This window comes from Microcoleus vaginatus HSN003 (assembly GCF_022701255.1).
In the GTDB taxonomy this organism is placed as follows: Bacteria; Cyanobacteriota; Cyanobacteriia; order Cyanobacteriales; family Microcoleaceae; genus Microcoleus; species Microcoleus vaginatus_B.
Genome location: NZ_CP031705.1, coordinates 6,660,432 through 6,682,679, shown reverse-complemented (window position 1 = coordinate 6,682,679; position 22,248 = coordinate 6,660,432). Strand labels below are relative to the sequence as shown.

26 protein-coding genes are annotated in these 22,248 nt (G+C 46.7%); 11 read left to right on the top strand and 15 right to left on the bottom strand.

Annotated features, from left to right (window positions below; genetic code table 11):
• Nucleotides 1-39 precede the first annotated feature (39 nt).
• From rpsC to rplC, 7 genes are all read right to left on the bottom strand, one after another.
• Nucleotides 40-768 (bottom strand): 30S ribosomal protein S3, encoded by a 729-nt coding sequence (gene rpsC, locus D0A37_RS28455; RefSeq protein ID WP_242719701.1) that lies wholly within the window; start codon nt 766-768, stop codon nt 40-42.
• A gap of 114 nt (nt 769-882) precedes the next feature.
• The gene (rplV, locus tag D0A37_RS28450; protein ID WP_006634996.1) at nt 883-1,242 is read right to left on the bottom strand and encodes a 50S ribosomal protein L22; all 360 of its coding nucleotides are present in this window, start codon (nt 1,240-1,242) and stop codon (nt 883-885) included.
• A gap of 97 nt (nt 1,243-1,339) precedes the next feature.
• A complete protein-coding gene (rpsS, locus tag D0A37_RS28445; protein WP_242719699.1) occupies nt 1,340-1,621 on the bottom strand; it encodes a 30S ribosomal protein S19 in 282 nt (93 codons plus the stop codon).
• 113 nt (nt 1,622-1,734) lie between these two features.
• Nucleotides 1,735-2,598, bottom strand: a complete 864-nt coding sequence (gene rplB / locus D0A37_RS28440; RefSeq protein ID WP_242719697.1) for a 50S ribosomal protein L2 — start codon at nt 2,596-2,598, stop codon at nt 1,735-1,737.
• Between the two features lie 158 nt (nt 2,599-2,756).
• On the bottom strand, nt 2,757-3,065 hold the full coding sequence (locus tag D0A37_RS28435; protein WP_006634999.1) for a 50S ribosomal protein L23: 309 nt from the start codon (nt 3,063-3,065) through the stop codon (nt 2,757-2,759).
• Nucleotides 3,058-3,690 carry a 50S ribosomal protein L4 gene (gene rplD, locus D0A37_RS28430; RefSeq protein ID WP_242719695.1) on the bottom strand — a complete coding sequence of 211 codons (633 nt, stop codon included), beginning with the start codon at nt 3,688-3,690 and terminating at the stop codon, nt 3,058-3,060. Before rplD ends, D0A37_RS28435 begins: the two co-directional genes overlap by 8 nt.
• 191 nt (nt 3,691-3,881) lie before the next feature.
• On the bottom strand, nt 3,882-4,517 hold the full coding sequence (gene rplC, locus D0A37_RS28425) for a 50S ribosomal protein L3 (RefSeq protein ID WP_242719693.1): 636 nt from the start codon (nt 4,515-4,517) through the stop codon (nt 3,882-3,884).
• Nucleotides 4,518-4,949: 432 nt separating this feature from the next.
• On the opposite strand from rplC, the gene D0A37_RS28420 reads away from it, so the two are divergent.
• The 3 genes from D0A37_RS28420 to D0A37_RS28410 all read left to right on the top strand — a co-directional run bounded on the left by D0A37_RS28420 (nt 4,950) and on the right by D0A37_RS28410 (nt 6,709).
• A complete protein-coding gene (locus tag D0A37_RS28420) occupies nt 4,950-5,426 on the top strand; it encodes an NAD(P)H-quinone oxidoreductase subunit N (RefSeq protein WP_242719691.1) in 477 nt (158 codons plus the stop codon).
• A gap of 119 nt (nt 5,427-5,545) precedes the next feature.
• The gene (locus tag D0A37_RS28415) at nt 5,546-6,151 is read left to right on the top strand and encodes a vWA domain-containing protein (protein WP_242719689.1); all 606 of its coding nucleotides are present in this window, start codon (nt 5,546-5,548) and stop codon (nt 6,149-6,151) included.
• A 72-nt stretch (nt 6,152-6,223) separates the two neighbouring features.
• Nucleotides 6,224-6,709 carry a salt stress protein, Slr1339 family gene (locus tag D0A37_RS28410; RefSeq protein WP_242719687.1) on the top strand — a complete coding sequence of 162 codons (486 nt, stop codon included), beginning with the start codon at nt 6,224-6,226 and terminating at the stop codon, nt 6,707-6,709.
• A 241-nt stretch (nt 6,710-6,950) separates the two neighbouring features.
• Here D0A37_RS28410 and D0A37_RS28405 read toward each other — a convergent pair whose 3' ends face one another.
• The 5 genes from D0A37_RS28405 to D0A37_RS28385 form a co-directional block, all read right to left on the bottom strand.
• On the bottom strand, nt 6,951-7,490 hold the full coding sequence (locus D0A37_RS28405) for a deoxycytidylate deaminase (protein ID WP_242719685.1): 540 nt from the start codon (nt 7,488-7,490) through the stop codon (nt 6,951-6,953).
• On the bottom strand, nt 7,487-9,016 hold the full coding sequence (locus D0A37_RS28400) for a thymidylate synthase (protein ID WP_242719682.1): 1,530 nt from the start codon (nt 9,014-9,016) through the stop codon (nt 7,487-7,489). The genes D0A37_RS28405 and D0A37_RS28400 overlap by 4 nt, the downstream gene beginning before the upstream one ends.
• A 96-nt stretch (nt 9,017-9,112) precedes the next feature.
• The gene (locus D0A37_RS28395) at nt 9,113-10,444 is read right to left on the bottom strand and encodes a sensor histidine kinase (protein WP_242719680.1); all 1,332 of its coding nucleotides are present in this window, start codon (nt 10,442-10,444) and stop codon (nt 9,113-9,115) included.
• 139 nt (nt 10,445-10,583) lie between these two features.
• The gene (locus D0A37_RS28390) at nt 10,584-13,397 is read right to left on the bottom strand and encodes a hybrid sensor histidine kinase/response regulator (protein WP_242725811.1); all 2,814 of its coding nucleotides are present in this window, start codon (nt 13,395-13,397) and stop codon (nt 10,584-10,586) included.
• A 702-nt stretch (nt 13,398-14,099) separates the two neighbouring features.
• Nucleotides 14,100-14,723, bottom strand: coding sequence for a Uma2 family endonuclease (locus D0A37_RS28385; protein WP_242719678.1), 624 nt, complete (start codon nt 14,721-14,723; stop codon nt 14,100-14,102).
• 178 nt (nt 14,724-14,901) lie between these two features.
• Between D0A37_RS28385 and D0A37_RS28380 the strand changes: the two genes are divergently transcribed.
• The 3 genes from D0A37_RS28380 (at nt 14,902) to D0A37_RS28370 (ending at nt 17,402) form a co-directional block, all read left to right on the top strand.
• Complete coding sequence (locus D0A37_RS28380; RefSeq protein ID WP_242725808.1) at nt 14,902-15,471, top strand: HD domain-containing protein; 570 nt, start codon at nt 14,902-14,904, stop codon at nt 15,469-15,471.
• Between the two features lie 50 nt (nt 15,472-15,521).
• Entirely contained in the window at nt 15,522-16,655 is a 1,134-nt protein-coding gene (locus tag D0A37_RS28375; protein ID WP_242719676.1) for an ABC transporter ATP-binding protein, read from the top strand.
• A gap of 342 nt (nt 16,656-16,997) precedes the next feature.
• Entirely contained in the window at nt 16,998-17,402 is a 405-nt protein-coding gene (locus D0A37_RS28370) for a hypothetical protein (RefSeq protein WP_242719675.1), read from the top strand.
• 74 nt (nt 17,403-17,476) lie between these two features.
• Here D0A37_RS28370 and D0A37_RS28365 read toward each other — a convergent pair whose 3' ends face one another.
• The 3 genes from D0A37_RS28365 to rbfA form a co-directional block, all read right to left on the bottom strand.
• Nucleotides 17,477-17,707 (bottom strand): DUF4327 family protein, encoded by a 231-nt coding sequence (locus tag D0A37_RS28365; protein ID WP_242719673.1) that lies wholly within the window; start codon nt 17,705-17,707, stop codon nt 17,477-17,479.
• Nucleotides 17,708-18,239: 532 nt separating this feature from the next.
• Entirely contained in the window at nt 18,240-19,883 is a 1,644-nt protein-coding gene (locus D0A37_RS28360) for a glycoside hydrolase family 3 protein (protein WP_242719671.1), read from the bottom strand.
• Between the two features lie 75 nt (nt 19,884-19,958).
• Nucleotides 19,959-20,399 (bottom strand): 30S ribosome-binding factor RbfA, encoded by a 441-nt coding sequence (rbfA, locus tag D0A37_RS28355; protein WP_242719669.1) that lies wholly within the window; start codon nt 20,397-20,399, stop codon nt 19,959-19,961.
• Between the two features lie 206 nt (nt 20,400-20,605).
• Here rbfA and D0A37_RS28350 point away from each other — a divergent pair, with 206 nt between their 5' ends.
• The 5 genes from D0A37_RS28350 (at nt 20,606) to sipA (ending at nt 22,164) form a co-directional block, all read left to right on the top strand.
• Nucleotides 20,606-20,884 (top strand): GIY-YIG nuclease family protein, encoded by a 279-nt coding sequence (locus D0A37_RS28350; RefSeq protein ID WP_242719667.1) that lies wholly within the window; start codon nt 20,606-20,608, stop codon nt 20,882-20,884.
• Between the two features lie 94 nt (nt 20,885-20,978).
• Entirely contained in the window at nt 20,979-21,185 is a 207-nt protein-coding gene (locus D0A37_RS28345) for a hypothetical protein (RefSeq protein ID WP_242719665.1), read from the top strand.
• An 82-nt stretch (nt 21,186-21,267) separates the two neighbouring features.
• Nucleotides 21,268-21,636 (top strand): GIY-YIG nuclease family protein, encoded by a 369-nt coding sequence (locus D0A37_RS28340; RefSeq protein ID WP_242719663.1) that lies wholly within the window; start codon nt 21,268-21,270, stop codon nt 21,634-21,636.
• A complete protein-coding gene (locus tag D0A37_RS28335; RefSeq protein WP_242719660.1) occupies nt 21,633-21,854 on the top strand; it encodes a hypothetical protein in 222 nt (73 codons plus the stop codon). Before D0A37_RS28340 ends, D0A37_RS28335 begins: the two co-directional genes overlap by 4 nt.
• A gap of 70 nt (nt 21,855-21,924) precedes the next feature.
• Complete coding sequence (gene sipA, locus D0A37_RS28330; protein WP_242719658.1) at nt 21,925-22,164, top strand: regulatory protein SipA; 240 nt, start codon at nt 21,925-21,927, stop codon at nt 22,162-22,164.
• Nucleotides 22,165-22,248 lie beyond the last annotated feature (84 nt).

Here is a 22,248-nt window from a genome sequence, read left to right as displayed (position 1 = left end):
CTGACACTTAACAAGTGACAACTAACAGTTAACAATTAGCTAGCCTTCGTTCGATCGATCTTCAAAGTTCTGGCGGCGGCGCTTTTGTTTGGTGCGGGGCACTGCTGCATTTGGTGCAGCCTCTTGTTCCTGTCCGGGAATAATTTCGCCTTTGAAAACCCAAACTTTAATGCCCAGAATACCGTAGATGGTTTGAGCAGTGCAGTAGGAGTAGTCGATGTCTGCCCGCAGCGTGTGCAAGGGGACTCTTCCTTCGCGCGTCCATTCGGTACGTGCGATTTCTGCGCCGTTGAGGCGTCCGCTGACTTGAATTTTGATGCCTTGGATGCCTACTTTTTGGGCGCGGGTGATTGCTTGGCGGACTACTCGGCGGAAGGATACGCGCCGTTCTAGTTGCTGAGCAATGTATTCGGCAATCAGTGTGGCATCGGCGTCTACTCGCTGGACTTCGACGACGTTGATGCGGATTTGGCGGTTGCTACCGAGTTGCTGCTGCAAACCGACGCGCAAGGTTTCGATTCCTGCTCCGCCGCGGCCTACGACAACGCCTGGTCTGGCGGTGAACACTTCTAGGTCGATTTGATCAGCTTTGCGCTCAATTCGGACCGAGGAAATCCCAGCATTGCTGAGGGTTTTACGAACGTACTTGCGAATTTTATAGTCTTCTTGCAAGAGTTCTGGATAGTTTTTGGGATCAGCAAACCAGCGAGAGCGGTGCTCTTGGGTAATGCCGAGGCGAAAACCAATTGGATGTATTTTTTGGCCCATAATAGTTGATGAGTTAATTGGTAATTGGTAATTGGTAATTGGTAATTGGTAATTGGTGATTACCCATTTTTTTCAACTTTAAGCTGTTTATTACCTATTACGTTTTTCCCTGGTTTAGTTTTCTACGAGCGGAGCTACTACTACGGTAATGTGACAGGTTGGCTTGCGGATTTGGTAGGCGCGACCTTGAGCGCGGGGTCTAAAGCGTTTGAGGACTGGGCCTTGGTCTGCGTAAGCTTGAGACACTACCAGCTTGGATTTATCCAATCCTGCGTTGTGTTCGGCGTTGGCTACTGCCGATCGCAAAACTTTGACAATTGGTTCGCAGGCGCGGTAGGGCATGAATTCGAGTAAAATCAGCGCTTCTTGGTAGCTTTTGCCGCGAATTTGGTCGAGGACTCGGCGCACTTTGAAGGGCGATGTCCGGATGTAACGGGCGATCGCCTTAATTTCGGATGTGGTATCTATAACCATTTCGATTGGGGTAATTGGTAATTGGTAATTGGGAAAAAGGTAATTGGTAATTGGGAAAAAGTTTGTCCGACCACCTATTACCTATCACCTAATTCGGCTATCTTTTTGCCTTTTTATCACCACTTTTAGCGTGACCTCTAAAGGTACGAGTGGGGGAAAATTCTCCGAGTTTGTGGCCTACCATTTGGTCTGTGAGGTAGACGGGTACGTGCTGTCTGCCGTTGTGAACGGCGATCGTGTGACCTACCATTTGGGGCAGGATTGTAGAAGAGCGCGACCAAGTTTTAATTACTTGTTTTTGGCCGGCGGCGTTGAGTTTTTCGATTTTTGTCATCAGATTATCTGCGACAAACGGGCCTTTTTTTAGCGATCGAGACATGATTTTTTTAGTAATTCAGGAGTCATTAGTCAGCTTTCAGCAGTCATTGGTCATCAGTCCTCAGTCATTAGTTAGCAGTTAATAACTAAGCACTGAAGACTGCTGACTGATGACTAACTTTGTCTACCGCCCTTGCCACGTTTGGAAGATTTCCGGCGGCGCCGGACGATTAAAGCGTCGCTGCGCTTGTTTTTGCGTCGAGTTTTTGCACCCAATGCTGGTTTACCCCAAGGAGTGACAGGCCCCGAACGTCCAATAGGAGCTTTGCCTTCGCCACCGCCGTGCGGGTGGTCTACCGGGTTCATGACGCTACCGCGAACGGTGGGTCTGCGACCTTTCCAGCGGGTGCGACCTGCTTTGCCGAGGCTGAGGTTTCTGGCGTCTGTGTTGCCGACTTGACCGATAGTGGCGTAGCAGTCGGCGCGGACTTTGCGCTGTTCACCGGATGGCAGTTTGAGGGTAACGTAGCTACCTTCTTTTGCCATTAGCTGAGCGCTTGAGCCGGCGGAGCGAACGATTTGTCCGCCTTTTCCAGGTACTAGCTCGACGTTGTGGATGCTGGTACCGAGGGGAATGTTCTTCAGGGGGAGGGCGTTACCGATTTCGATCGGCGCGTCTGGGCCTGAGACAATTACTGTACCGACGTTTAAGTTGAGCGGGTGCAAGATGTACCGTTTTTCGCCGTCTTTGTAGAACAGGAGGGCGATGCGGGCGTTGCGATTGGGGTCATATTCGATCGCCTTGACGGTAGCGGGAATGCTGTGTTTGTCGCGGCGGAAGTCGATGTCTCTATAAAGCCGTTTGTGACCGCCTCCCCGGTGGCGACAGGTGATGACGCCTCGGTTGTTGCGGCCTTGTTTGGTGTGCTTGTTGCTGGTTAGAGACTTTTCTGGTTCTGATCTGGTAATTTCAGCGAAGTCCGAGACGGTCTGTTCCCGGGTGCTGGAGGTATAAGGTCGGTAAGAACGGATGCCCATAATCGATTTTAGATTTTAGATTTTAGATTTGGGATGCAAGGACTTGGCGGTTTTGGATTTTAGATTTGCGATTATCAGTTAACTTGCTAGCTTTCTGGGTTTGGTATTTTCACCAGTTAACCGCAATCTAAAATCTAAAATCTAAAATCCCAAATTTCCTAAACTTCTGGGAATAGGAGTTTGCGGATCGAGTCTCCGTCGGTCAGAGTTACGGTTGCTCGCTTGTAACAAGGTTTAAAGCCGACGAATTTGCCAACTCGACGCTTTTTGCGCGGCGGGTTTTGGGTATTGACGCCGATGACTTTGACCTTAAATAGTTCTTCGATTGCAGCTTTGATTTGAGGCTTCGTCGCTTTGGGGGCTACGTCGAATGTGAATTGATTTAATTCCATCATTCGGGTAGCTTTCTCGGTGAGAATCGGACGCTGGATCAAATCTGCGTAGTCGCGGGGGTCGATTTTACTCACCGTAAATCTCCTGAATTTTAGCTATGGCTGTAGATGTGACGATAATTTTGTCAGCCGCGAGAACGTCGTAAACATTCAGGGAAGTTGCCAAGATGACGTTTACTAATTCGATGTTGCGTCCTGATAAGTAGACGTTTAGTTGCGGTTCTGGCAAGATTAACAGAACTTTTGTATCGGGTTCGATGCCCCAGCGGGCGATCGCACTCAGCAATTCTTTGCTTTTCGGTCTCTGAAATTGCTCTGCAAATTCTTCAACCACAATGATGTCTTCGGTGCGACTGAAGAATGCTGTCCGCAAAGCGAGACGGCGTTCCTTTTTGTTCATCTTGACTTCAAAGTCTCTCGGTTTTGGCCCGAAGATGACACCGCCGCCCCGCCACAGCGGAGAACGGATCGAACCTGCTCTGGCTCGGCCGGTGCCTTTTTGACGCCAGGGTTTGCGGCCACCGCCTCTGACTTCCGATCGAGTTTTGGTGGAAGCATTTCCTTGACGGGCGTTATTCATTTGCCGCGTCAATGCTCTGTGAACGATGTGAGAAGCATTTTCTTCTTTGGCTACGCGCAGTTCTAAAGTTGTTTCTCCAACTTGTTCGCCTTGCCAATTTCGGACTACACAATTAACCATATCTTTTGTCCTTTGTCTGTTGTTAGTTGTCTGTTGTTTAGTTGTCTGTTGTCTGTTGTCTGTCGTCTGTTGTCTGTTCTCAGGTCTTAGTTTTCAGGTCTTAGTTTTCAGCTTTTAGTTCTTAGTTATTGCTTGCTACTAATGGCCAACCACTATCTACTGACTGCTGACTACTGACTAATGACTACTGACTAACGTCCTACTTTTTTCTCAGGCACAACATTGACTAAGGCGCCAGCTTTGCCGGGAACTGCTCCCTTAATTAGCAGCAAATTCTGCTCTGTATCCACCCGGATAATTGTTAGTTTGCGGACGGTGACTTGAACGTTGCCCATACGTCCTGCCATTCTTTTCCCGGGATAAACGCGACCGGGAGTAGTTCCAGGCCCGATCGATCCAGGCTCGCGGTGGTTCTTGGAACCGTGAGACATGGGGCCTCGTTTAAAGTTGTGGCGCTTTTGAAAACCTGCAAAACCTTTACCGATGCTTGTACCGATGACATCTACTATTTGTCCCGGTGTAAAGGTATCTGCTTTTAGTTGTTGACCTAATTCAAATGAACTGGTATCTGGCAAACGATATTCCTGCAAGTGGCGCAATGGATTTGCCCCCGACTTGGCAAGGTGTCCCAATTCTGGCTTGTTGAGAGCCTTTGGTTTGACTTCGTTGTATCCAACTTGAACGGCACTGTAGCCGTCAGTTTGTTTCGTTTTAATTTGCGTTACTGTACAAGGCCCTGCTTGTATGACGGTGACAGGGATTGCTCTCCCTTGGTCGTCAAACACTTGAGTCATGCCTAGTTTGGTGCCAAGAATGCCTACAGACACGGATTTTTTTTCCTTTTATGTACGCAAGAGGTTTCGGATTGCGAAGTTTACGTCAATCCGCTTGCTCTTGTGCAGAAACATTTATTTCAGTGTTCCTGCAATTAACTGTTATCAACCAACAGCCTTCCTCGGTGTTTAAAATTGGAGTTTTAAATTTGGGAGCGAGCTTGTGGAAGTCTTGCAAGGGTTAAGATACGCGGCTTTTTACCTGCTATATCTCCGAGTTTTTTTTCGGTCTTGCTTGTTTGCGCCAGGACTTGAGCATAAATTTACTCAGTATCCTTTACGGCGACAATTCACAATGTTACATGAAGTGTTTGCCGTTTGTCAAGGCCGCGATGAGAATTTTTCGCCTCAACTTTAGGATTTATAATATTTTAAGCTCGCAAGCAGCGATCGACCAAATTTTGATACAGCAGGAAACACAAATTTATGGGATTGATTACGACAGGATCTGATCTGATTCGGGATTTGGAAAAGTCGGGGTCGCTGGCCCTGTACGTTCCTTTAGAGGGAGGATTTGAGGGGCGCTACCTCCGCAGGCTGAGGGCTGCGGGCTACGGGGCGCACACGATTTCGGCGCGGGGTTTGGGCGATTTGGCGATGTATTTGACGGGAGTTCACGGCGTGCGACCCCCACATTTGGGCAAGAAAACTACTGGCAATGAAGGGGCTGTGGGTTATACGTACTACGTGCCGCCGATTTTGCAAACTCAATTAGACAATTTGCCGCCGAAAGCAAAAGGACTGGTGCTGTGGATTATTGAAGGGCAGATTTTGTCGAGTCAGGAGATTGAGTATTTGACTGTTTTGCCGACGTTAGAACCACGAGTTAAAATAGCAGTGGAAATGGGAGGCGATCGAGCTTTTAGCTGGAAGCCACTTAAAGACGCTTTAGTTGCAGCTTAAATTCCGCTATTTGCGATCGCAAATCAACTAAAAAAACGCAGCGAGCAACTAACGCTCAACTGTTTCTGCTCGCTGGTTTTGATATTTTTGGGAAAAACTTAATTAACAGGAAAAATTTTATGCTTCAGAACCGCGATTATACCATAATCATTGACAAAAGCGGCAGTATGTACACGAAAGACCAGATGGGCGGTAAAAGTCGGTGGGCGCTCATGCAAGAATCGACGATCGCATTGGCGAATAAATGCGAAGAACTAGATCCTGATGGCATAACAGTTTATTTGTTTTCCGGTCGCTTCAAGCGCTACGACAACGTAACATCCGCTAAAGTCGTGCAAATTTTCCAAGAAAACGAACCTTCGGGAACTACCAATTTAGGTGCAGTGCTGCAAGACGCTCTGAACAGTTATTTTCAGCGCAAAGCATCCGGTAAGACCAAGCAAAATGGGGAAACAATATTAGTGGTGACGGACGGAGAACCGGACGATCGCAAAGAAGTGATGAAAACGATTATAGAGGCTTCGCGGAAGCTCGATCGAGATGAAGAGTTGGCGATTTCTTTCATTCAAGTAGGGAATGCGCCGGAAGCTACTAAGTTTCTCAAGATATTGGATGACGAACTGCAAAGCGCGGGGGCTAAATTCGATATCGTTGATACTGTCACGATGGATGATATTGAAGGAATGACCCTGACAGAGGTATTGCTGAATGCAATAACTGATTGAGGAGGCGGGCGAAGTTTCCGTGATTATATTGGGACCAGTTGACCCAGCAGGATTTTTTAGGGGGTTTAAGTTATGGAATCGATCGAGCGCCTGTTAGGTGAACTTAAGGCAGAATATCAAGCATCTCAAAAAATTGCTGAGTTGAAAAGTCAGGCGCCGGCGCCAGCACAAGCGCCGTCAACTGCAACACTTAAAACATCAGATATAAATTTGTATGCTAGTCCTTTGGATAAGGATTTAGCTCAAATTAAGGCTGAGTACGAAGCGCAAAATAAAGCTCAGGAAGTCGCTTCACTGCAACCGCTTAAGGCTGAGCACGAAGCCCAAAATAAAGCTCAGGAAGTCGCTTCACTGCAACCGCAACCCGCAGAAAAAGTCGCGGAACCACAGTTGGACGTACAAACGCGCAGACAGAAAGTTAGGCAAGCTCAGGTTTGGCTGAAAAAGTTGGATAAGAATTCCGATGAGGGATATTGGTTCGATCAGTTTGCTTTTAGGTATTCTTCGAGGATAGATGCGGCGATCGACTATTTGCAAGCTGTGAATGAGTTTGATTGATTGAACTACACGGTATTCACAATTTGTAAGCAGGGTTTTTGGTTAATTGCCTTCTCTATTTTTTGTAAGGACACGGTAGTGCTGTGTCTTTACAACTCGTCCAATAAATATCATTTGTATCACGCGGTATTGAGGATACGGCACTGCCGTATCCCTACAAATTGCCACCAAATAAATATCATTTATAGGAACACAGCAGAGTTGTTTCTTGTGGCTGCGACAACCAGGGGAAGGATTCCTCCTATACTAAATTTTTGGCCACAGACGTAGGATTCAACAAAAACAAAGCCGCTTTTTTTGCTGTATCTTCAGATAGCTGAATTTGTTTTAACTCAACAATACCTTCACTAATAAAAGTATCTCTCAAAGCAGCTTTTTCTCCGCTGTTAAAACTCGTTTCGTAAAACACTTCTCGAATTCCAGCCGCAATGACTAATTTCAAACAATAGATACAGGGTTCTAAGGTGACGTAAATACTAGCCCCAGCAGTAGATATACCGTGTTTGGCAGCTTTGGCGATCGCATTGGCTTCAGCGTGAACCGCCCTTGATGGTAAAGTTTTACTGGCGTCGCAACTACTCAAACCAGGATAGCAGAAGCCTTGAGTAGTACAGTGTGCCGAACCTGACGGCGAACCGTTGTAACCCGTTGCTAAAACTTGCCTGTTTTTAGTTATCACCGCGCCTACAGGAAAAGCCAGACAAGTCGATCGAGTAGCGGCCAATTTTGCTAACATTAAGAAGTATTCGTCCCAACTCGGTCTTTCTTCTTCTAGATTCATTTTCTATCCTGAATGTATTGGTTGCTGGTTTTCAGACACTCGGCCGCCTTTTGCAATTCTATTCCCAAATAACCAATATGCTCGCCTTTGATAGCCGGGGAAGCTGCACAAATTTCTCGCACTAACTTGAGAGGATTTTTTCCAGAATAACAAGTGACAACTTCGCCGCTGCCCGGGGTGGTTTGCGTGACTACTATCTGATTGTCCGCTACTTCAACTAAAAAATTGCCTGCTGCATCGAAAAAGTCTCGATCTTCGCAGATTTTAGCATATTGGGTTTGAATTAGTCGATCGGCATTTTCAAAGGTATCGTCATACAAGTGAGCCGATTGACTTAGCGTTACCAACGGGCCCATCGTCAAATTATAATCGGAACGCCTCGCAATTTCATCTCGAATATGCTGCTGCAAAGCCCGCAAACCCATTGCATTGGCCGGCCAAGCCGCAAACATATCGTTACTGCGGAGAGTTGCCGTTAGCGATATTTCACCATCCACCACTCGCACCCAAATATGATTTAAACAAGGACTGCCGCTGTGCTGGTGGTCTGAGGAACCGTCAGACCTTCTGTTAATATTTCCCCCGGCATCCCACAAACTAATTACAGCACTTGCCGCGTCAATTTCTTTAATTAGTTTGGCAATAACTTCTTCAATTTGATCGCGTCCAAACCACGACCGCATCCGCTGTGCGTAGGTATATTTAATGCCTTCGTTATACGGGGCATCTTCGAGCATTTGCGGTTTGTACTGTTCGAGGAAATCGCGGTCTATTGGTAAGTAATTCGGTTCGGGAAAATAGAACTCCGCAGGTTCATCTGTAATCACTGCCATCAAGTCAATTAATTCTTGCCATTGTCCGTCATAACCAGTCGGCCGCAGGGTGCCGGTGGTCTTAATTCGGTGGATGATTTTTACCCAAGTTTCGGCTATAGTTTTGCCTTCGATTCTATGTCCGTATTTCTCACCGGGGAGTACAGTCGGGACGATTTCGACTAACGGAAAAGTTAGGGGTTCTCCCCAAGGTTCAACAGATTCTTTTTGGGCAAAAGACTTGACAATAGTCACTGTTTCTACTATATTAGTCGCGTCTTTCCATTCGATGGAATGACGCAATAGTTCTAAGGCTTCTGCTGCTATTTCAATATCAATGTAGCCAAATATTGAAGATTTAATTAGCCAGCAATCTCTACCAGTATCGCTTTTGCCAGCTTCAAAGCCGTTGCGAAAAAAGTCAAGCAAGCACGCGGCCGCACCCGAGTTGCGGTCTTCTTTGGTAGCGTTGAGAATTACTAAAAAGCGGACGTGAGGATTGCACAGCAAGTTTCTAATTAAGAAATTTATACCGCGCGTAGGAGAGTATAGTTGTCCGATCGCAGCAAATTCTTGAGCTTGTAAATGTTTGCCGATCGCACTTTTTACTGTCCAGCCGCTGACAATGGCTGTTTGCCCCGTTCCGCAAATTAATTGATTTGGTTTGTATAGGGGTTTGTACTCAAATTTATTGACGAGATTTGTGGCTGTCATGGTTTACCGTTTTTTGCACCGCGTACTACTATATCAATAGTTTGGAGGGTTTGAAGAGGCGATTAATCATGTTTCTGCTGTCGCTGCAACGATTTGTTATGCTGTGTCAACGCAGATCGTTGCCTGAATGTCTTTTACAGCGAGCTCCTTCACCGGAATTGAAATCACAAACTCTGTACCTTGACCTAAAGTTGAGTTGACTTCTAGAGTTCCAGAGTGTTTCTGGACTACGATTTGACGGGCGATCGCCAATCCTAGCCCTGTGCCTTGCCCCACGCCTTTGGTTGTAAACAAATGCTCAAAGATTTTTGGCTTCACCACATCCGTAATGCCAATCCCATTATCCTGAATTCGGATCACTGCCTGAGATTCCGACAATTGCGTCTTGACAGTAATCTGGTTAGGGTTAGCTTTGATCTGAGCAAAACTGCGTCCTTGATTTGATTCCTCAAGGGCATCGATCGCATTTGCCAGCAGATTCATAAATACCTGATTCAACTGTCCGGCAAAGCATTCTACCTGTGGCAGATCGCCATAGTCTGTGATGACTTGAATTTCCGGGCGAGATTCGTTGGCTTTGAGGCGATGCTTGAGAATCAAGATCGTGCTGTCAATGCCGTCGTGGATATTGTAATGAATGGGGCGATCGCTATCCGAACGCGAGAAGGTTCTTAAACTGGTGCTGATTGTGTGAATGCGATCGACTCCTTCTTGCATCGAATCGATCAACTTGGGTAAATCCTCTTGTAAATATTCCAAATCTATTTCCTCCACGAATTCCTGTAGTGAGGCACTTGGATAAGGGAGTTCTTTTTGGTATAACTCAATTAGTTTAAAGAGGTCTTTAATATAGTCCTGAGCGGGTTTCAGATTGCCAGCAATAAAGCCCAGCGGGTTATTAATTTCGTGGGCAACACCCGCCACTAAATTGCCCAACGCAGACATCTTTTCGGTTTGGACTAAATGAAGCTGAGACTGCTGCAGTTGTGAGAAGGCTGTTTCTAGATCAGCCGTTTGCTCAGCTACACGCTGTTCGAGATTTTTAGTTAACTGCCGTAGCTGCAAATGAGTTTTCACCCGTGCTAGCACCTCTTGTTCTTGAAATGGTTTGGTGATGTAGTCCACAGCACCCAGGACAAATCCTTTCACCTTACTATCAGCCTCCGAGAGAGCCGTCATAAAAATGATCGGAATACTGGCTGTGGTGGGATCTGCCTTCAGACGTTTGCAGGTTTCAAAGCCGTCAATTCCTGGCATTTGAACATCGAGCAAGATCAGATCGGGAGGATAAGCTTGGACTCGCTTAAGAGCGCGATCGCCGTTGATTGCGGTTGCTACTTCGTACCCCGCATCACTTAAGGTTTCACAAACCACTTCTAAATTCGCAGGGGTATCATCCACCACCAGAATTAATTCAGGACTAGACATCGGCTTTCTTCTCTGTGATATCGATTCCGGTTGCACCGGAATGAGTGTTGACTGTTGACTGTTGACTGTTGACTGTTGACTGTGAGCCGAAAAAATGAAAAGCGTGCTTATTATTGGTGGCAGATTGAAGGAAACTTTATCATGACGATGCTAGCGGATTTGATATGAGGTGTTGTTGTAGCAACTCTTCAATCTCTTCGGCTTTAAATTGCTTGGCTAACTGAAGAATTTGTGAGGCAAAATCAGCATAGCCAGGGTTAGAGTTAGCAATATGCTCTGTATGTTCTCGTAGCCGTTTTAAGTTGCCTTTCTGTGCCATTTCTAGTAACGTCTTTAACTCAACAGGGGAAGGAATAATACTGCATTCTGGGTTTTCTAATGCAGTCGTTGGAATGGATGAAGCAGACTCATTTGAGGCAGTAATTTCATATTTCCATTTTAATTCCAAATGAGTAGCTAAGAGGTTAAATAAATCACTGACTTCCACTGGCTTTGCCAGGAAATCATTTCCCCCTGCATCTAAACTCATCTGTTGATAGGCTTGTGATACTGATGCGGAAGAGACTATGATCTTCTGGTATTGCAAATCATTGGCACTGCGAATTTGTTTGAGCAGTTCAAAGCCGTCCATAACTGGCATCGCCAAGTCTGTAATCACCAAGTCAGGTTGAGACTGTCGTATTTTTTCCAATCCTGCTTGTCCATTTTCTGCCTCACTAAGTTGGAATCCGAGTGGCTCTAACAAGTTGACGAGAACGGCTCGGTTTTCCCAACGATCGTCTACCACCAGAATGCTGCGGCGTTGTCCTTCGTAACCAATAATTTGTTTTCCAGTTGTGAGGGAGTTTTGCTCGGCCCAATCTGTGGCGATCGCCAGTTCCACCTCAAAAAAGAATTCACTGCCGACTCCGGGTTGGCTCTTAACTTGGATTTGTCCGTTCATAAGTTGGACAATCCTTTGGCTGATGGCGAGTCCTAAACCCGTGCCCTCGGCTTGGCGCTGGCGATCGCCCACTTGTTCAAAAGCCTGAAAAATTTTATCCAATTGATCGGGCGCAATTCCTACGCCGGTATCCTCAATTTGAAATTTGAAAGAGCGGGTGGACGGATTGGGAGGATTCTCAACTACGGCAACCTTGAGCGTGACAGAACCTTTGTCGGTGAATTTAATCGCATTTCCCACCAAGTTGAGTAATACCTGACGCAGCCGTTTTTCATCAACAAAAACCCCTTCAAGCAACTGTGGATCGGGATCGTAAACAAAGTCAATGTTTTTTTGGTCAGCACGAATGCGGCAGATTTCAGCGACACCTTGGAGGAATGACGGAAAGTGAATCGCTTGAGGTGTGAGTTCTAGTTTACCGGCTTCAATTTTGGACAAGTCCAACACATCGTTAATCAGCGTCAGCAAATGAGAACCGCACTGATGAATGATTTCTACTCCATGACGTTCTTTTGCTGGCAACGCTTTGGATCGGTTGAGGATTTGAGCATAGCCCAAAATACCGTTGAGGGGAGTGCGGAGTTCGTGGCTCATGTTGGCGAGAAATTCGCTTTTTGCTTTGTTGGCATTGTCTGCTGCTTCCTTTGCAGACTTGAGTTCGGCGGTGCGTTGTTCAACTCGCTGTTCAAGCTGCTGGTTAGTTTGCTCTAGGGCGGTGAAGGAATCGCGCAACTGCTGCGCCATTCGGTTAAAGGAGTGAGCAAGTACACCCAGTTCTTTAACGCCAGAGGCTTCGACGTTTTGGTCGAGTTTTCCTTCGGCGATCGCTTCCGATGCGTGACTGAGCAGCAAAATGGGTCGAGCAATCCAGCGCGAGGTGTAGACACCCAAAACCGTTGCCAGCCCTAATGCCCCTAAGCACAGCCAAATCGTGTTGACTGTGTTGGCATTAATTCGTCCCATGAAATCTGATTCGGGCATGGCAACGACTACGAGCCAGTCCAATCCCCATTCGTCGTGCCAGGGAGTTACTTGAACAAACTCCCGCTCACCCTGGAGCTGAAAGTCTAGGCGCTGGATGGTTTGAATGGTTTTCAGATCGCCGAAGCGATCGCGGAGATACTGGGAGGTGGCTTGAATTAGGGCGTCCTTACTCTCAAAGCCCCGTAGTCGTTGAGGTTTGCCGTTGGTCACTGAAAACACGGGCGCATCGCTAGAACTGGCAACGATAAGTCCGTTGCGCTCCAGAATGAACACCTTGCTGGATTGACTAACCTTAATTTCACGTAAAAAGTCACTAATTTGCGAAAGGCGCTGCTCCACCCCCACGCTGCCGATCAACTGACCATTCTTGTCATAGATGGGGCGACTCGTGGCGATCGACAACGGGTAGTTATTAGTCTCCCATTGATAGATCGCGCTCCACCCTGGTTTGCCCGTCTCGACACCTTTGGCGTACCAGCCTTCTTTCTGGAACTGATACGCTTTGGTGATTTCAAACATTTTAGTTGGCTTGCTTTGGTCATTCGTAATGTAGTTGTACAAATCTGGATTGCCGTACCGCTTCGGTAGCACCAGGCTAATGTCAGGATTGCCGTGGTTGGGAATGGTTGACTCGCGGTAATATCCCGATGCGATAAAGTCGCCCGTTTTAGAGCCGTAGAGGATATAGCCAACGTTATAGGTTTTTACCTGCTTAGCAAAGAATTGAGCTAGGCGATCGGCATCCTGTAAGTTCAACAATCCCAGGTCAATTTGCTCGCCGTTGATTTGGGTCAAATAGCGGGTTGCAGCGGCATAGCTGTCGAGGTGCTGATCCACACGGTTACTCACCTCCGTTTCCAAGTTAGTCGCTAGTTCATTCACTGCTTTTTGTCCATTTCGCAGCGACAGATACCCTGTTAATCCTACGGCCGCGAAGATTTGCAGGATGAATGGAACAACCAGACCGGTTCGCAGGGGAACCTTACTAAAGCCTTTAGCAACAACAATTGTGGACTTTGACAGCATAGCGTTCAAAACAGTAAAGATAGGGTACAGGGTTGAGAGTTCCCAAACCTGGTTTAGAGCCACCAGATTTTATCTGCAATAAACAGGGAAAATATCGCATCGGGTTGGACTTCTAAAAAAGCATTGCGGTTCAAGTTTTCTAGCGTCAAATTCCGCACCACTTGCTAGGTGAAATACGCACCGACGCTAACAATTAATGTCGTACCTCTAATAACCAATCGCATCAGCAAGTTGCGAGTCGTTTTCTCTTTTTCACCGAGAGCAACAATGGCTGAGTTGCTTGATGGGGCGTTGGTTGGTGGAGTGGCTGGGAGGCTGCGATCAGCTCGGATCTGTTAGCCGACTGTTTTTTTTAGTCGATCGGGCGATCGTTCTGGCTCAAATTTAAAGGCGATCGCACTCCACCAAAATTTTCTCAACCCCATTCCAATCGCAGACTACCGCTTATAGAAAATCCCATAGAAAGCCGAGGGCTTCTAGTCGTGGGAGGAATCGGCTGACCCTTTAGGGTCACTCCTTTTCAGTCTAAGCCGCCGTCCCCTAATCAGATGTTAACTGTATCAATACTTCAAAGTTACCTGTAGGTCGATCTTAAACTCGATTTGATCGTTACCACCTTCTCATTAAACCCAGTCTTAAGCTAAAGTTTCTCACCTGGAGTTTCTCTTTTTATGGTTTTAATAAATTATTTTAACAAATCCTTCAAGCCAACAATTCACTGACGGCTACGCTAAAACCTCCAAGCACACTTTGAGTGTTAACAACTTCATCGGCATTAAACAACTGCCAGCGTTGCCCTGCATTGACAAATATTAATCTAGCTTCAGGAAATAGCAACCAAACTTCTAAACATCCCGATTCCAAATATTCCTGAGCTTTCGCAAATAACTCTTCGCCACTGTCTTCGGGGGAAGCAACTTCCGCTATCAAAGGAAAACTTTGGGAAAATGCTGTAAAATTGCCTGATTCTGGCAGCAGTTCAGCAGTGATGTAAGCAACATCGGGGCGGCGACCCTGCTTGCTAGTGCGACAAAGTATTTCGGTAAGAACTTCTCCTCCCTGTCCGCTGGAGTCTTTATAATTTCCCCAGAAACGGGCTAATTTAGATTGAGCTAGACTGTGCTTGAATGTCATTCCTGTTTTCTCCACTAAGTTGCCGTCAACCCATTCCATTCTATCAGCAGGCTTGACTAAAAATTCTTCAAGAGGTATGACTTTTCCTTGCTCAGATTCTGGGTGTATTTCTGCTATAACTTCTAATTGGGGCTGTGATTCTGGCTCTAATTTTTTGTCGGCATTTTTGGGTGAAATTGTAGTAACTGTCACAAGCGCAACCTCTTGTTGATGATTTTAAGTTTACACACGATCGCTCTCGAACGCATCTTTATGATCTTATTGAATTTGGCAGGGGGAGTTGATATCAGCTATCGAACGAAAACAATTTTTGTCTTTTCAACTTAGCCCTACAATTTATATATCATAGCAATTAAGAAAGGTGACTTTCATGATTCTCTCAAACCGTTTTTCTGAAGCCCTCACCTATGCCGCCGAATTGCACGCTACCCAACTTCGCAAAGGTTCCGGGGTTCCCTACATTGCCCATTTGTTGGGCACGGCTAGTATAGCTTTAGAATATGGGGCAAATGAAGATGAGGCGATCGCAGCTTTGCTTCACGATGCGATCGAAGATCAAGGCGGCCACACCACCCGCGAAGCCATCCGCCGCCGCTTTGGCGATACCGTCACAGCGATTGTAGACGGCTGTACCGACAGTGACGCGACGCCGAAACCCCCTTGGCGGCAGCGAAAACAAGCTTATATCGATCGCATTTCTACAGCTTCGGCCTCAGTAAGATTAGTCTCGGCTGCTGATAAACTTTATAATGTTCGATCGATCTTGAAAGATTACCGTCAATTGGGCGACTTGGTTTGGGAACGCTTCAAAGGTGGCAAAGACGGTTCTCTCTGGTATTATCGTTCTTTAGTAGAAGCATTCGGTCAAGCTGAGTTAACGCCTATAGTTGAAGAATTAGACCGCACACTTTTAGAACTGGAACAGTTTTCTGAAGGCTGAAGTCTGAAGGTAAAAAGCACTAATTATCAATTACCAATTACAGTTAAAAAATGGCAAATGTTCGCTTAGAAAATATTACCCGACGCTACCAAAACGTCACCGCGATCGAAAATATCAGCTTCAAAATCCCGGACGGGGAATTTTGGGTATTAGTCGGGCCATCCGGCTGCGGGAAATCCACAATTATGCGGACAATTGCAGGTTTAGAAACCGCAACTTCCGGCAATCTTTACATCGGAGATAATTTAGTTAACAACATTCCGGCGAGACAGCGGGATGTAGCAATGGTGTTTCAAAATTACGCGCTTTACCCGCACATGACTGTCGCAGAAAATCTGGCATTTGGATTGCGGATGCGGAATGTTGACCCGACTAAAATCCAAGAACGAGTCGAAACAGTAGCCCGATCGCTCTCGATCGACCACCTCCTTAAGCGTAAGCCCAAACAGCTATCAGGCGGACAGCAGCAGCGGGTAGCACTAGGAAGGGCGATCGCCCGCGAACCGAAAGTATTTCTGTTAGATGAACCGCTTTCTAACCTCGATGCTCAACTGCGAGATGACACTAGAGCCGAACTCAAACAACTGCATCAACGGCTGGGAATTACCACAATTTACGTCACCCACGATCAAGTGGAAGCGATGACTTTAGCTGATAAGATTGTAGTCTTAAATGGGGGAAAAATTCAACAAATTGGAGATCCGCAAAGCATTTATGCCAAACCAGCTAACCGCATGGTGGCTACATTTTTAGGCAATCCCGCCATGAACATTTTGCCTGTAATATATAGTAACGAAGCCTTTCAAGTAGGAAATCAATCTTTAGTCTGTCCGCCGTCGATTCAGAAAAAATTGCAGGCGAGAGAAGGACAAGGATTTGATTTGGGCATCCGTCCAGAAAATATAGAAATGTTTAAGCCACAAAACGCAGAAGAAGATGATTTGAAAAGGGATGTTTGGGCATTAGAAAAAGTCCCTCTTGATGTAGAGGTAAAAGTAGTGGAACCTCTGGGGCGAGAAACTTTAATTCGGGCGAGTTTGCCTTTGTTGAGTGCTGAAACTACTGTACAGTTACAAATACCTGCGAGTGTTCGCTTGCGATCGGGCGATCGACTGACGGTACAGCTTGACTTCGATCGACTATTTATATTTGACCCCTCCACCGGTGAAGCGCTGTATCCTTAACTGGATGGAACAGGACTTACGCAGGGTTGGCCAGCAACCAGGTTTTTTTCGCAGTGCGTAAGTCCTGTTTAATCTCAAATATCAAATAGACTGACCCTTCCAGTGGGCAAGTCTCGATGCGTAGTTACAAAAATTTACACTTGACATTTATTAATTTACGAAGTAATGATACGATGAGTATGAATACAACGGAAAAACGTCCCCCCAAAAGCTGATCTTTCCTGAATCGGGGCGATCGCGAGCGACAACTTCGCATTTTCCCGCTAAAAAGCGGCTTTACTCCCGACTTGGGAGCAACTAGCGAACCAAAAACTGAGAAAAACGTTTTAGCGGCATTTTTAGATGAATCCCGACAACCTGCCTCAAATGCTGCAAACAGGATTTCACCTGACTTTAGGTGCAACTTCCTTTTTAATTGAGACATTGCAAGATCCTCTGAAGCGAGAAGAAAATCTTGACAAACTGAAGTCAGATTTGGGTCAGCTAGCCGATGAGCTGCTGGAAAAAGGAGAAATGACCGATCGAGAAGCCCGGAATTTTGTAGATACTATTTTCTCTCAACCGGGCGATCGGGAGAATCCAGACAGCGAATCTGTCTCGCCCAAGCAATCAGATGCAGCGACTGATGCTCCTCCCGAGTCGGTTGTACAGCCTAACGTAAAGCTAGAGATTCAAGAGTTAACTGCACACATGGCAGCGCTGAGGGCCGAGTTGGAAATTTTGCGTGTCAAAAATTCCCAGCATTAAAGAATCAAGAGTCTTTAATACAGCCGGAGTTTACTTGCAAAATGATTTACCAACTTATTTAAAAGAACCAAACTTTAGTCATTGTCCCAGTTTTCAGAACCGATCAGGTCGGCGATGCGATCGCGCAGCAAGAAGTCGCATTTTTCTAACTCGCACTCTACACAGGCCCATTCCCGGGGCGGAATAAATTGGCACAGCGTATATATGGGCTGCTGGCGGCTGAGCACGCCCTCGTGCACGAGGTGACGGGCTTCATCCTGGATGACATCTAAAGAGTATTGGATTTTGATAGTGGACTGAATCATAATGCGCCCTCAAGGTTTTAGTAAAAAAAAAATTATGGCCCTGGTAATAATATAATCCAAAATTCCGGATATGTAAGTTAAATTTTGTCAGTATAGAGGTATACAATTCACTACGGTTAAGTGAGAAAAAATTCTAGCAATGATGAGTAAGTGATCGGAGCAGTCTTGGGATGTAGAGATGTGGCCGATTTTCCCGGCTAACAGGTGGATCTGTTGCAAAGCTCATACCCTTTTATATTTGAGACTTCGGCGTGAGACGTTCGGCGAGCGCTCACTCGATCCGTCGAGTCGCGCGAGCGTCGAGCGATTGTAGATTTTAGAATTGGGAATGAATGACTGGATAGGGGTTTGTAGCTTGCCTACAGTTGCATTCTTTTTTGAAACTGGTATCACTTCAGGACTTAGGCACTAAAGCCCGATTCCCGGTTTCTGGATGCTTCCCCCCCCAAAGGCAGAATTTCTCGTGAGAAAACGAGTTGATGAATTTAATTCCTGACGCAGCAGCAAAAAAAAGATTTAGGAGTCAGGCAGTTCAAGAATTGCCCGTGGCGTCAATTCCAAACAACACTTCTAGAGCGAGAGATTGAGCTAGCGGCATCTGCCCGAAACAAAATACATAAGGAATACTCGGAGGCAAGTGTGGCAAAAATTGCTCTAAAACGTAGGGACTGCCGTAAATTAGCACAGCTTGCAGTTCTCCCGTCTTTAATAATTTCTTAAATAAATCTTGAGCTGCTTGGGTCAAACCAGCACTGCCTCGAAAGCAATTGCCGCGAATGAAAATTTGCAGCAGTGTGGGAGAAAAAAGCTCTGCACCTGCATTATCCGCGATCGTCCCTGTGCGATCGTCAATCAGTTGCAATTTGTAACCAAACTGTTGGGGCAAGGCGATGGCAGGAGTGTGGTTTCCCAAAAACTCGCACCCCAAAACATCATCTACAACAATCAAATTCCGCAAAACCTGGTTTTCTGGGGGCTTTGGAACCTGCAAAGGTAGATTTCCCCCAAATTTCAAAGAATCTCGCAAAATATCGGCAGCAGTTGCCCTTGCCTGTGGATTTGCCAGCAAACTTAAGTCGATCGACTCGATCAATTCTAAATTCTTGCTCCCCCCCTTAGCAAGGGGGGGTTGGGGGGGGTCAGAAATCGACAAACCCACCTTTATTTTCGCTTCCCAAATTCGCTTGACAGATGCCTTGATTTGTGCTATAAAAAGTCGCCCTTGAGTGACCGCTTCGCAGACCGCCTGAATCGCCCCTTCCGGGTCAAGCGGCATCAGCAAAACATCAGCACCAGCCTCAGCAGCCAAAACAGCAGCTTCATTAGCGCCGTACTTATTGGCGATCGCACCCATCACCAAAGCATCCGTCACGATCAAACCTTCAAATCCCAACTCTTCTCGCAGCTTCCCGATCAAAATTTTGCGAGAAAGAGTAGCAGGAAACTCCGCATCCCAAGCCGGAATCAGCAAGTGAGCACTCATCACAGCATCGGCCCCAGCGGCGATCGCCTCAACAAACGGAGGTAACTCAACCTCGGTCAATCTCGCTGGCGAATGCGGCAAAACCGGCAATTCCAAGTGAGAATCAACCGCCGTGTCTCCGTGGCCGGGAAAATGCTTAGCTGTAGTCAAAACCGGGTGCTCACCTGCACCTCGAATAAAAGCAGCGGCCAATTTGCCGACAATTTCCGGTGTCTCGCCAAAAGCGCGGACGTTAATTACCGGATTGTCAGGATTGTTGTTAACATCAACCACGGGTGCGAGAATCCAATTTAGACCGATCGCCCTAGCTTCGATCGCAGTCACAGCGCCCATTTGTTCAGCATATCGATCGGCTTTACCTGCATCCTGCCGCGCCACTTCAGCAATTGCCATCGGCGGCCCGAACCAAGTCGCCCCCCCGAACCGCTGGCCGACACCTTCCTCAATATCAGCCGCCAGCAGCAGCGGAAACTTAGCCCAAGACTGCAATTGGTGCGATCGAACTGCCAACTCCGCACCACTTCCCCCGACAAATATCACCCCACCAACGCCCAAATTTTCCAGATAATAGCGGAGTTTGCTGGCAGTTGGTTCCCATTCGGGATAGCGAATTTGGTGGTCGAACAAGCAGCCAGAAGCGCGCACCACGAACATCTGGGCTACCAGTTCTGGTAAGGAAAGATTGTCAATCATGGGAAATTAGGAATTGTTGACTGTTGACTGTTGACTGTTGACTGTTGACTTGGGGCTGTTGACTACCTTCAGATACTAATCCTCGTCTGTTTCTAAATCATCATCTTCATCATCATTTTCATTGCCATCCGCCAATTCTTCGTCATCAAACATACCCGGTTTGCGATCGGCAGAAAGCTGATTCAGCAGTATCAACATTTTATCGCCCCGTTCCAAAGAACGGTCTTCGAGAAATACTACCTCCGGTGTCCGGCGCAGTTGCACCCGTTGACCCAACTGGTTGCGGACGTAGCTAGTAGCAGATTTCAAGCCCTCCATAGTCTCGGCCTTTGCCTCATCAGTACCGTAGATACTGACAAAAATTTTTGTATGCTGAAGGTCTCCCGAAACAATTACGTCGGTAACGCTAACCATACCAGCACCTACCCGGTCGTCCTTGATTCCATTCAGCAACATCAGGCTGACTTCCCGTTTAATCAGTGAAGCTACACGCTCAATGCGACGATTTGTAGCCATAGAAACTATCCCCTACTTTTAGATCAGCCATTTTCATCCCGATTGACAATTGTAGCGCGATCGGTATCGGGTGTTATGTGCGATCGGGGGGGAAATTAGGATTTAAGATTGCAGCGCCCAGCCAATAATGACATAAACTTGCCCAATTTGCTACTTTTGCGATCGCTCAATATAAAATCATCCGGCAAATACGATCTCCTATCATCATGCCCGATTCTATCCAACAAGAAGCCCGCCAAATTCTTGACACCCTTGCCTTCACCCCATTCGAGCAATGCCAACCCCTGGGCCACAACTTTAATACCATCCCCTCTCGCCCTGGACTTTATGCTGTCAGACATCGTGTGGATGGCCTGCTTTACATCGGTAAAACCAAAAGCTTGTGCGGTAGATTTATTGGCGGACACAAAGCATTTCTCTGGGCATGGCTCGACAAATACAACTGGGAAGATGTTCGGATCGCCATTCACCCGCTCTCGGCGTAGAGCAACCCTGCGTTATTATTAGACCTAGAAGCAATTATTCTGAGAGCAACTGAGCCGCCCTACAACGTTCAAATCCCACCGGAAAACTAGACTCATGCAATCAACAACTCTGGAACAACTATCTGCTGCTGATGCCGAAGCCATCCTAAAATACCTTCCAGAACGAATTCGTGCCGCCCTCCTCGCCCGTGCTGCGGAAATTGAATATCCGAGCGAAATTGTTGTGGAAATGGCAATTGCTAATTTCCTCGATAGCGAAGCACTTGGTTTTGCCGATTGCCAACCGGGGCGAGGCAACTAAAGAATCTGAACTTGAAGTTAATGTCGGTAATTAATGGGCGATCGTTCAATATAAAATCTGGCAAATACGCTCGCCTTTCATTATGCCCGATTCTATCCAACAAGAAGCCCGCCAAATTCTCGACACCCTTGCATTCACCCCCTTCCAGCAATGTCAACCCCTCAGCCGCGACTTTGATACCATTCCTACCAGAGTAGGTTTATACGCATTTCGGCATTCCTCCGAAGGATTGCTTTACATTGGCAAAGCCAAAAACTTGCGAGACAGACTTCGCAACGGACATAAAGCCTTTCTGTGGGGCTGGCTCGATCGCTACAATCCAGACGAAGTAAGGATTGCCTTCGTCACTCTCAACCAATGGCAAAGACCGGGGTTATCATATGAATTAGAAACCCTCATCCTCCAAGCCAGCAACCCTCCCTACAACGTTAAAATCCCCAGAGAGTTATGAATCAAACAATCGCCACGCAACACCTTTCTCCAGAAGCTATTCATCAGTTGGTCGATTATTTGCCTGACTATATAAAAGCTGCCCTCTTGTCCAAGTCCGCTGAACTTGAATGTTCTCTCGAAGCCGCGATCGAAATGGCAATCTCCAGCTTTTTAGACGAAGAATCCTTTAGCTTTGAGGATTGTTTGTTGGCTAAACGCATGAAAGATACTGTCTAAAATTTCATCGCTCTCGATCGCACTCCCAGTTACCATTAGATTATGCCGATCGCCAAAAGGAATAAAACTCATGGAAAAAGAATTTACAATCGGTCAAAAAGTCCGAGTTGTGGCGATGCCACCTTACGTCAAAACTGCCGAACCGATGCCAATGCTGCGGCCGGCGAATCTAATTGCGATCGGCGCTGAAGGCGTTGTGTTCGATCGGCGTCCCGGCAATTATTGGGGAATTCGCTTTGAAAAAGGTGCTTTTTTGTTAGACAGTCAGTACATTGAAGCGGCGGAAACTAATGTAGAAGGTAATGGCTAATGGGTAATGGGGAAGGGGAAGGGAGAATTAATCTGATATCAAATCCGTTGGTATCGGAATTATTCATCTCTCTCTTCTGTGACT

What these genes read in the sequence shown, in the direction of transcription:
- sipA (WP_242719658.1), top strand. Translation starts at nt 21,925, where the DNA reads ATGGAAAAAGAATTTACAATCGGTCAAAAAGTCCGAGTTGTGGCGATG.
- rplV (WP_006634996.1), bottom strand. Translation starts at nt 1,242, where the DNA reads ATGGTTATAGATACCACATCCGAAATTAAGGCGATCGCCCGTTACATC.
- D0A37_RS28400 (WP_242719682.1), bottom strand. Translation starts at nt 9,016, where the DNA reads ATGACAGCCACAAATCTCGTCAATAAATTTGAGTACAAACCCCTATAC.
- D0A37_RS28420 (WP_242719691.1), top strand. Translation starts at nt 4,950, where the DNA reads ATGGGATTGATTACGACAGGATCTGATCTGATTCGGGATTTGGAAAAG.
- D0A37_RS28395 (WP_242719680.1), bottom strand. Translation starts at nt 10,444, where the DNA reads ATGTCTAGTCCTGAATTAATTCTGGTGGTGGATGATACCCCTGCGAAT.
- D0A37_RS28335 (WP_242719660.1), top strand. Translation starts at nt 21,633, where the DNA reads ATGAATCAAACAATCGCCACGCAACACCTTTCTCCAGAAGCTATTCAT.
- D0A37_RS28380 (WP_242725808.1), top strand. Translation starts at nt 14,902, where the DNA reads ATGATTCTCTCAAACCGTTTTTCTGAAGCCCTCACCTATGCCGCCGAA.
- D0A37_RS28360 (WP_242719671.1), bottom strand. Translation starts at nt 19,883, where the DNA reads ATGATTGACAATCTTTCCTTACCAGAACTGGTAGCCCAGATGTTCGTG.
- D0A37_RS28340 (WP_242719663.1), top strand. Translation starts at nt 21,268, where the DNA reads ATGCCCGATTCTATCCAACAAGAAGCCCGCCAAATTCTCGACACCCTT.
- D0A37_RS28375 (WP_242719676.1), top strand. Translation starts at nt 15,522, where the DNA reads ATGGCAAATGTTCGCTTAGAAAATATTACCCGACGCTACCAAAACGTC.
- rbfA (WP_242719669.1), bottom strand. Translation starts at nt 20,399, where the DNA reads ATGGCTACAAATCGTCGCATTGAGCGTGTAGCTTCACTGATTAAACGG.
- D0A37_RS28415 (WP_242719689.1), top strand. Translation starts at nt 5,546, where the DNA reads ATGCTTCAGAACCGCGATTATACCATAATCATTGACAAAAGCGGCAGT.
- D0A37_RS28410 (WP_242719687.1), top strand. Translation starts at nt 6,224, where the DNA reads ATGGAATCGATCGAGCGCCTGTTAGGTGAACTTAAGGCAGAATATCAA.
- D0A37_RS28405 (WP_242719685.1), bottom strand. Translation starts at nt 7,490, where the DNA reads ATGAATCTAGAAGAAGAAAGACCGAGTTGGGACGAATACTTCTTAATG.
- D0A37_RS28370 (WP_242719675.1), top strand. Translation starts at nt 16,998, where the DNA reads ATGAATCCCGACAACCTGCCTCAAATGCTGCAAACAGGATTTCACCTG.
- D0A37_RS28390 (WP_242725811.1), bottom strand. Translation starts at nt 13,397, where the DNA reads ATGCTGTCAAAGTCCACAATTGTTGTTGCTAAAGGCTTTAGTAAGGTT.
- D0A37_RS28350 (WP_242719667.1), top strand. Translation starts at nt 20,606, where the DNA reads ATGCCCGATTCTATCCAACAAGAAGCCCGCCAAATTCTTGACACCCTT.
- rpsC (WP_242719701.1), bottom strand. Translation starts at nt 768, where the DNA reads ATGGGCCAAAAAATACATCCAATTGGTTTTCGCCTCGGCATTACCCAA.
- D0A37_RS28365 (WP_242719673.1), bottom strand. Translation starts at nt 17,707, where the DNA reads ATGATTCAGTCCACTATCAAAATCCAATACTCTTTAGATGTCATCCAG.
- D0A37_RS28345 (WP_242719665.1), top strand. Translation starts at nt 20,979, where the DNA reads ATGCAATCAACAACTCTGGAACAACTATCTGCTGCTGATGCCGAAGCC.
- rplD (WP_242719695.1), bottom strand. Translation starts at nt 3,690, where the DNA reads ATGGTTAATTGTGTAGTCCGAAATTGGCAAGGCGAACAAGTTGGAGAA.
- rplB (WP_242719697.1), bottom strand. Translation starts at nt 2,598, where the DNA reads ATGGGCATCCGTTCTTACCGACCTTATACCTCCAGCACCCGGGAACAG.
- rpsS (WP_242719699.1), bottom strand. Translation starts at nt 1,621, where the DNA reads ATGTCTCGATCGCTAAAAAAAGGCCCGTTTGTCGCAGATAATCTGATG.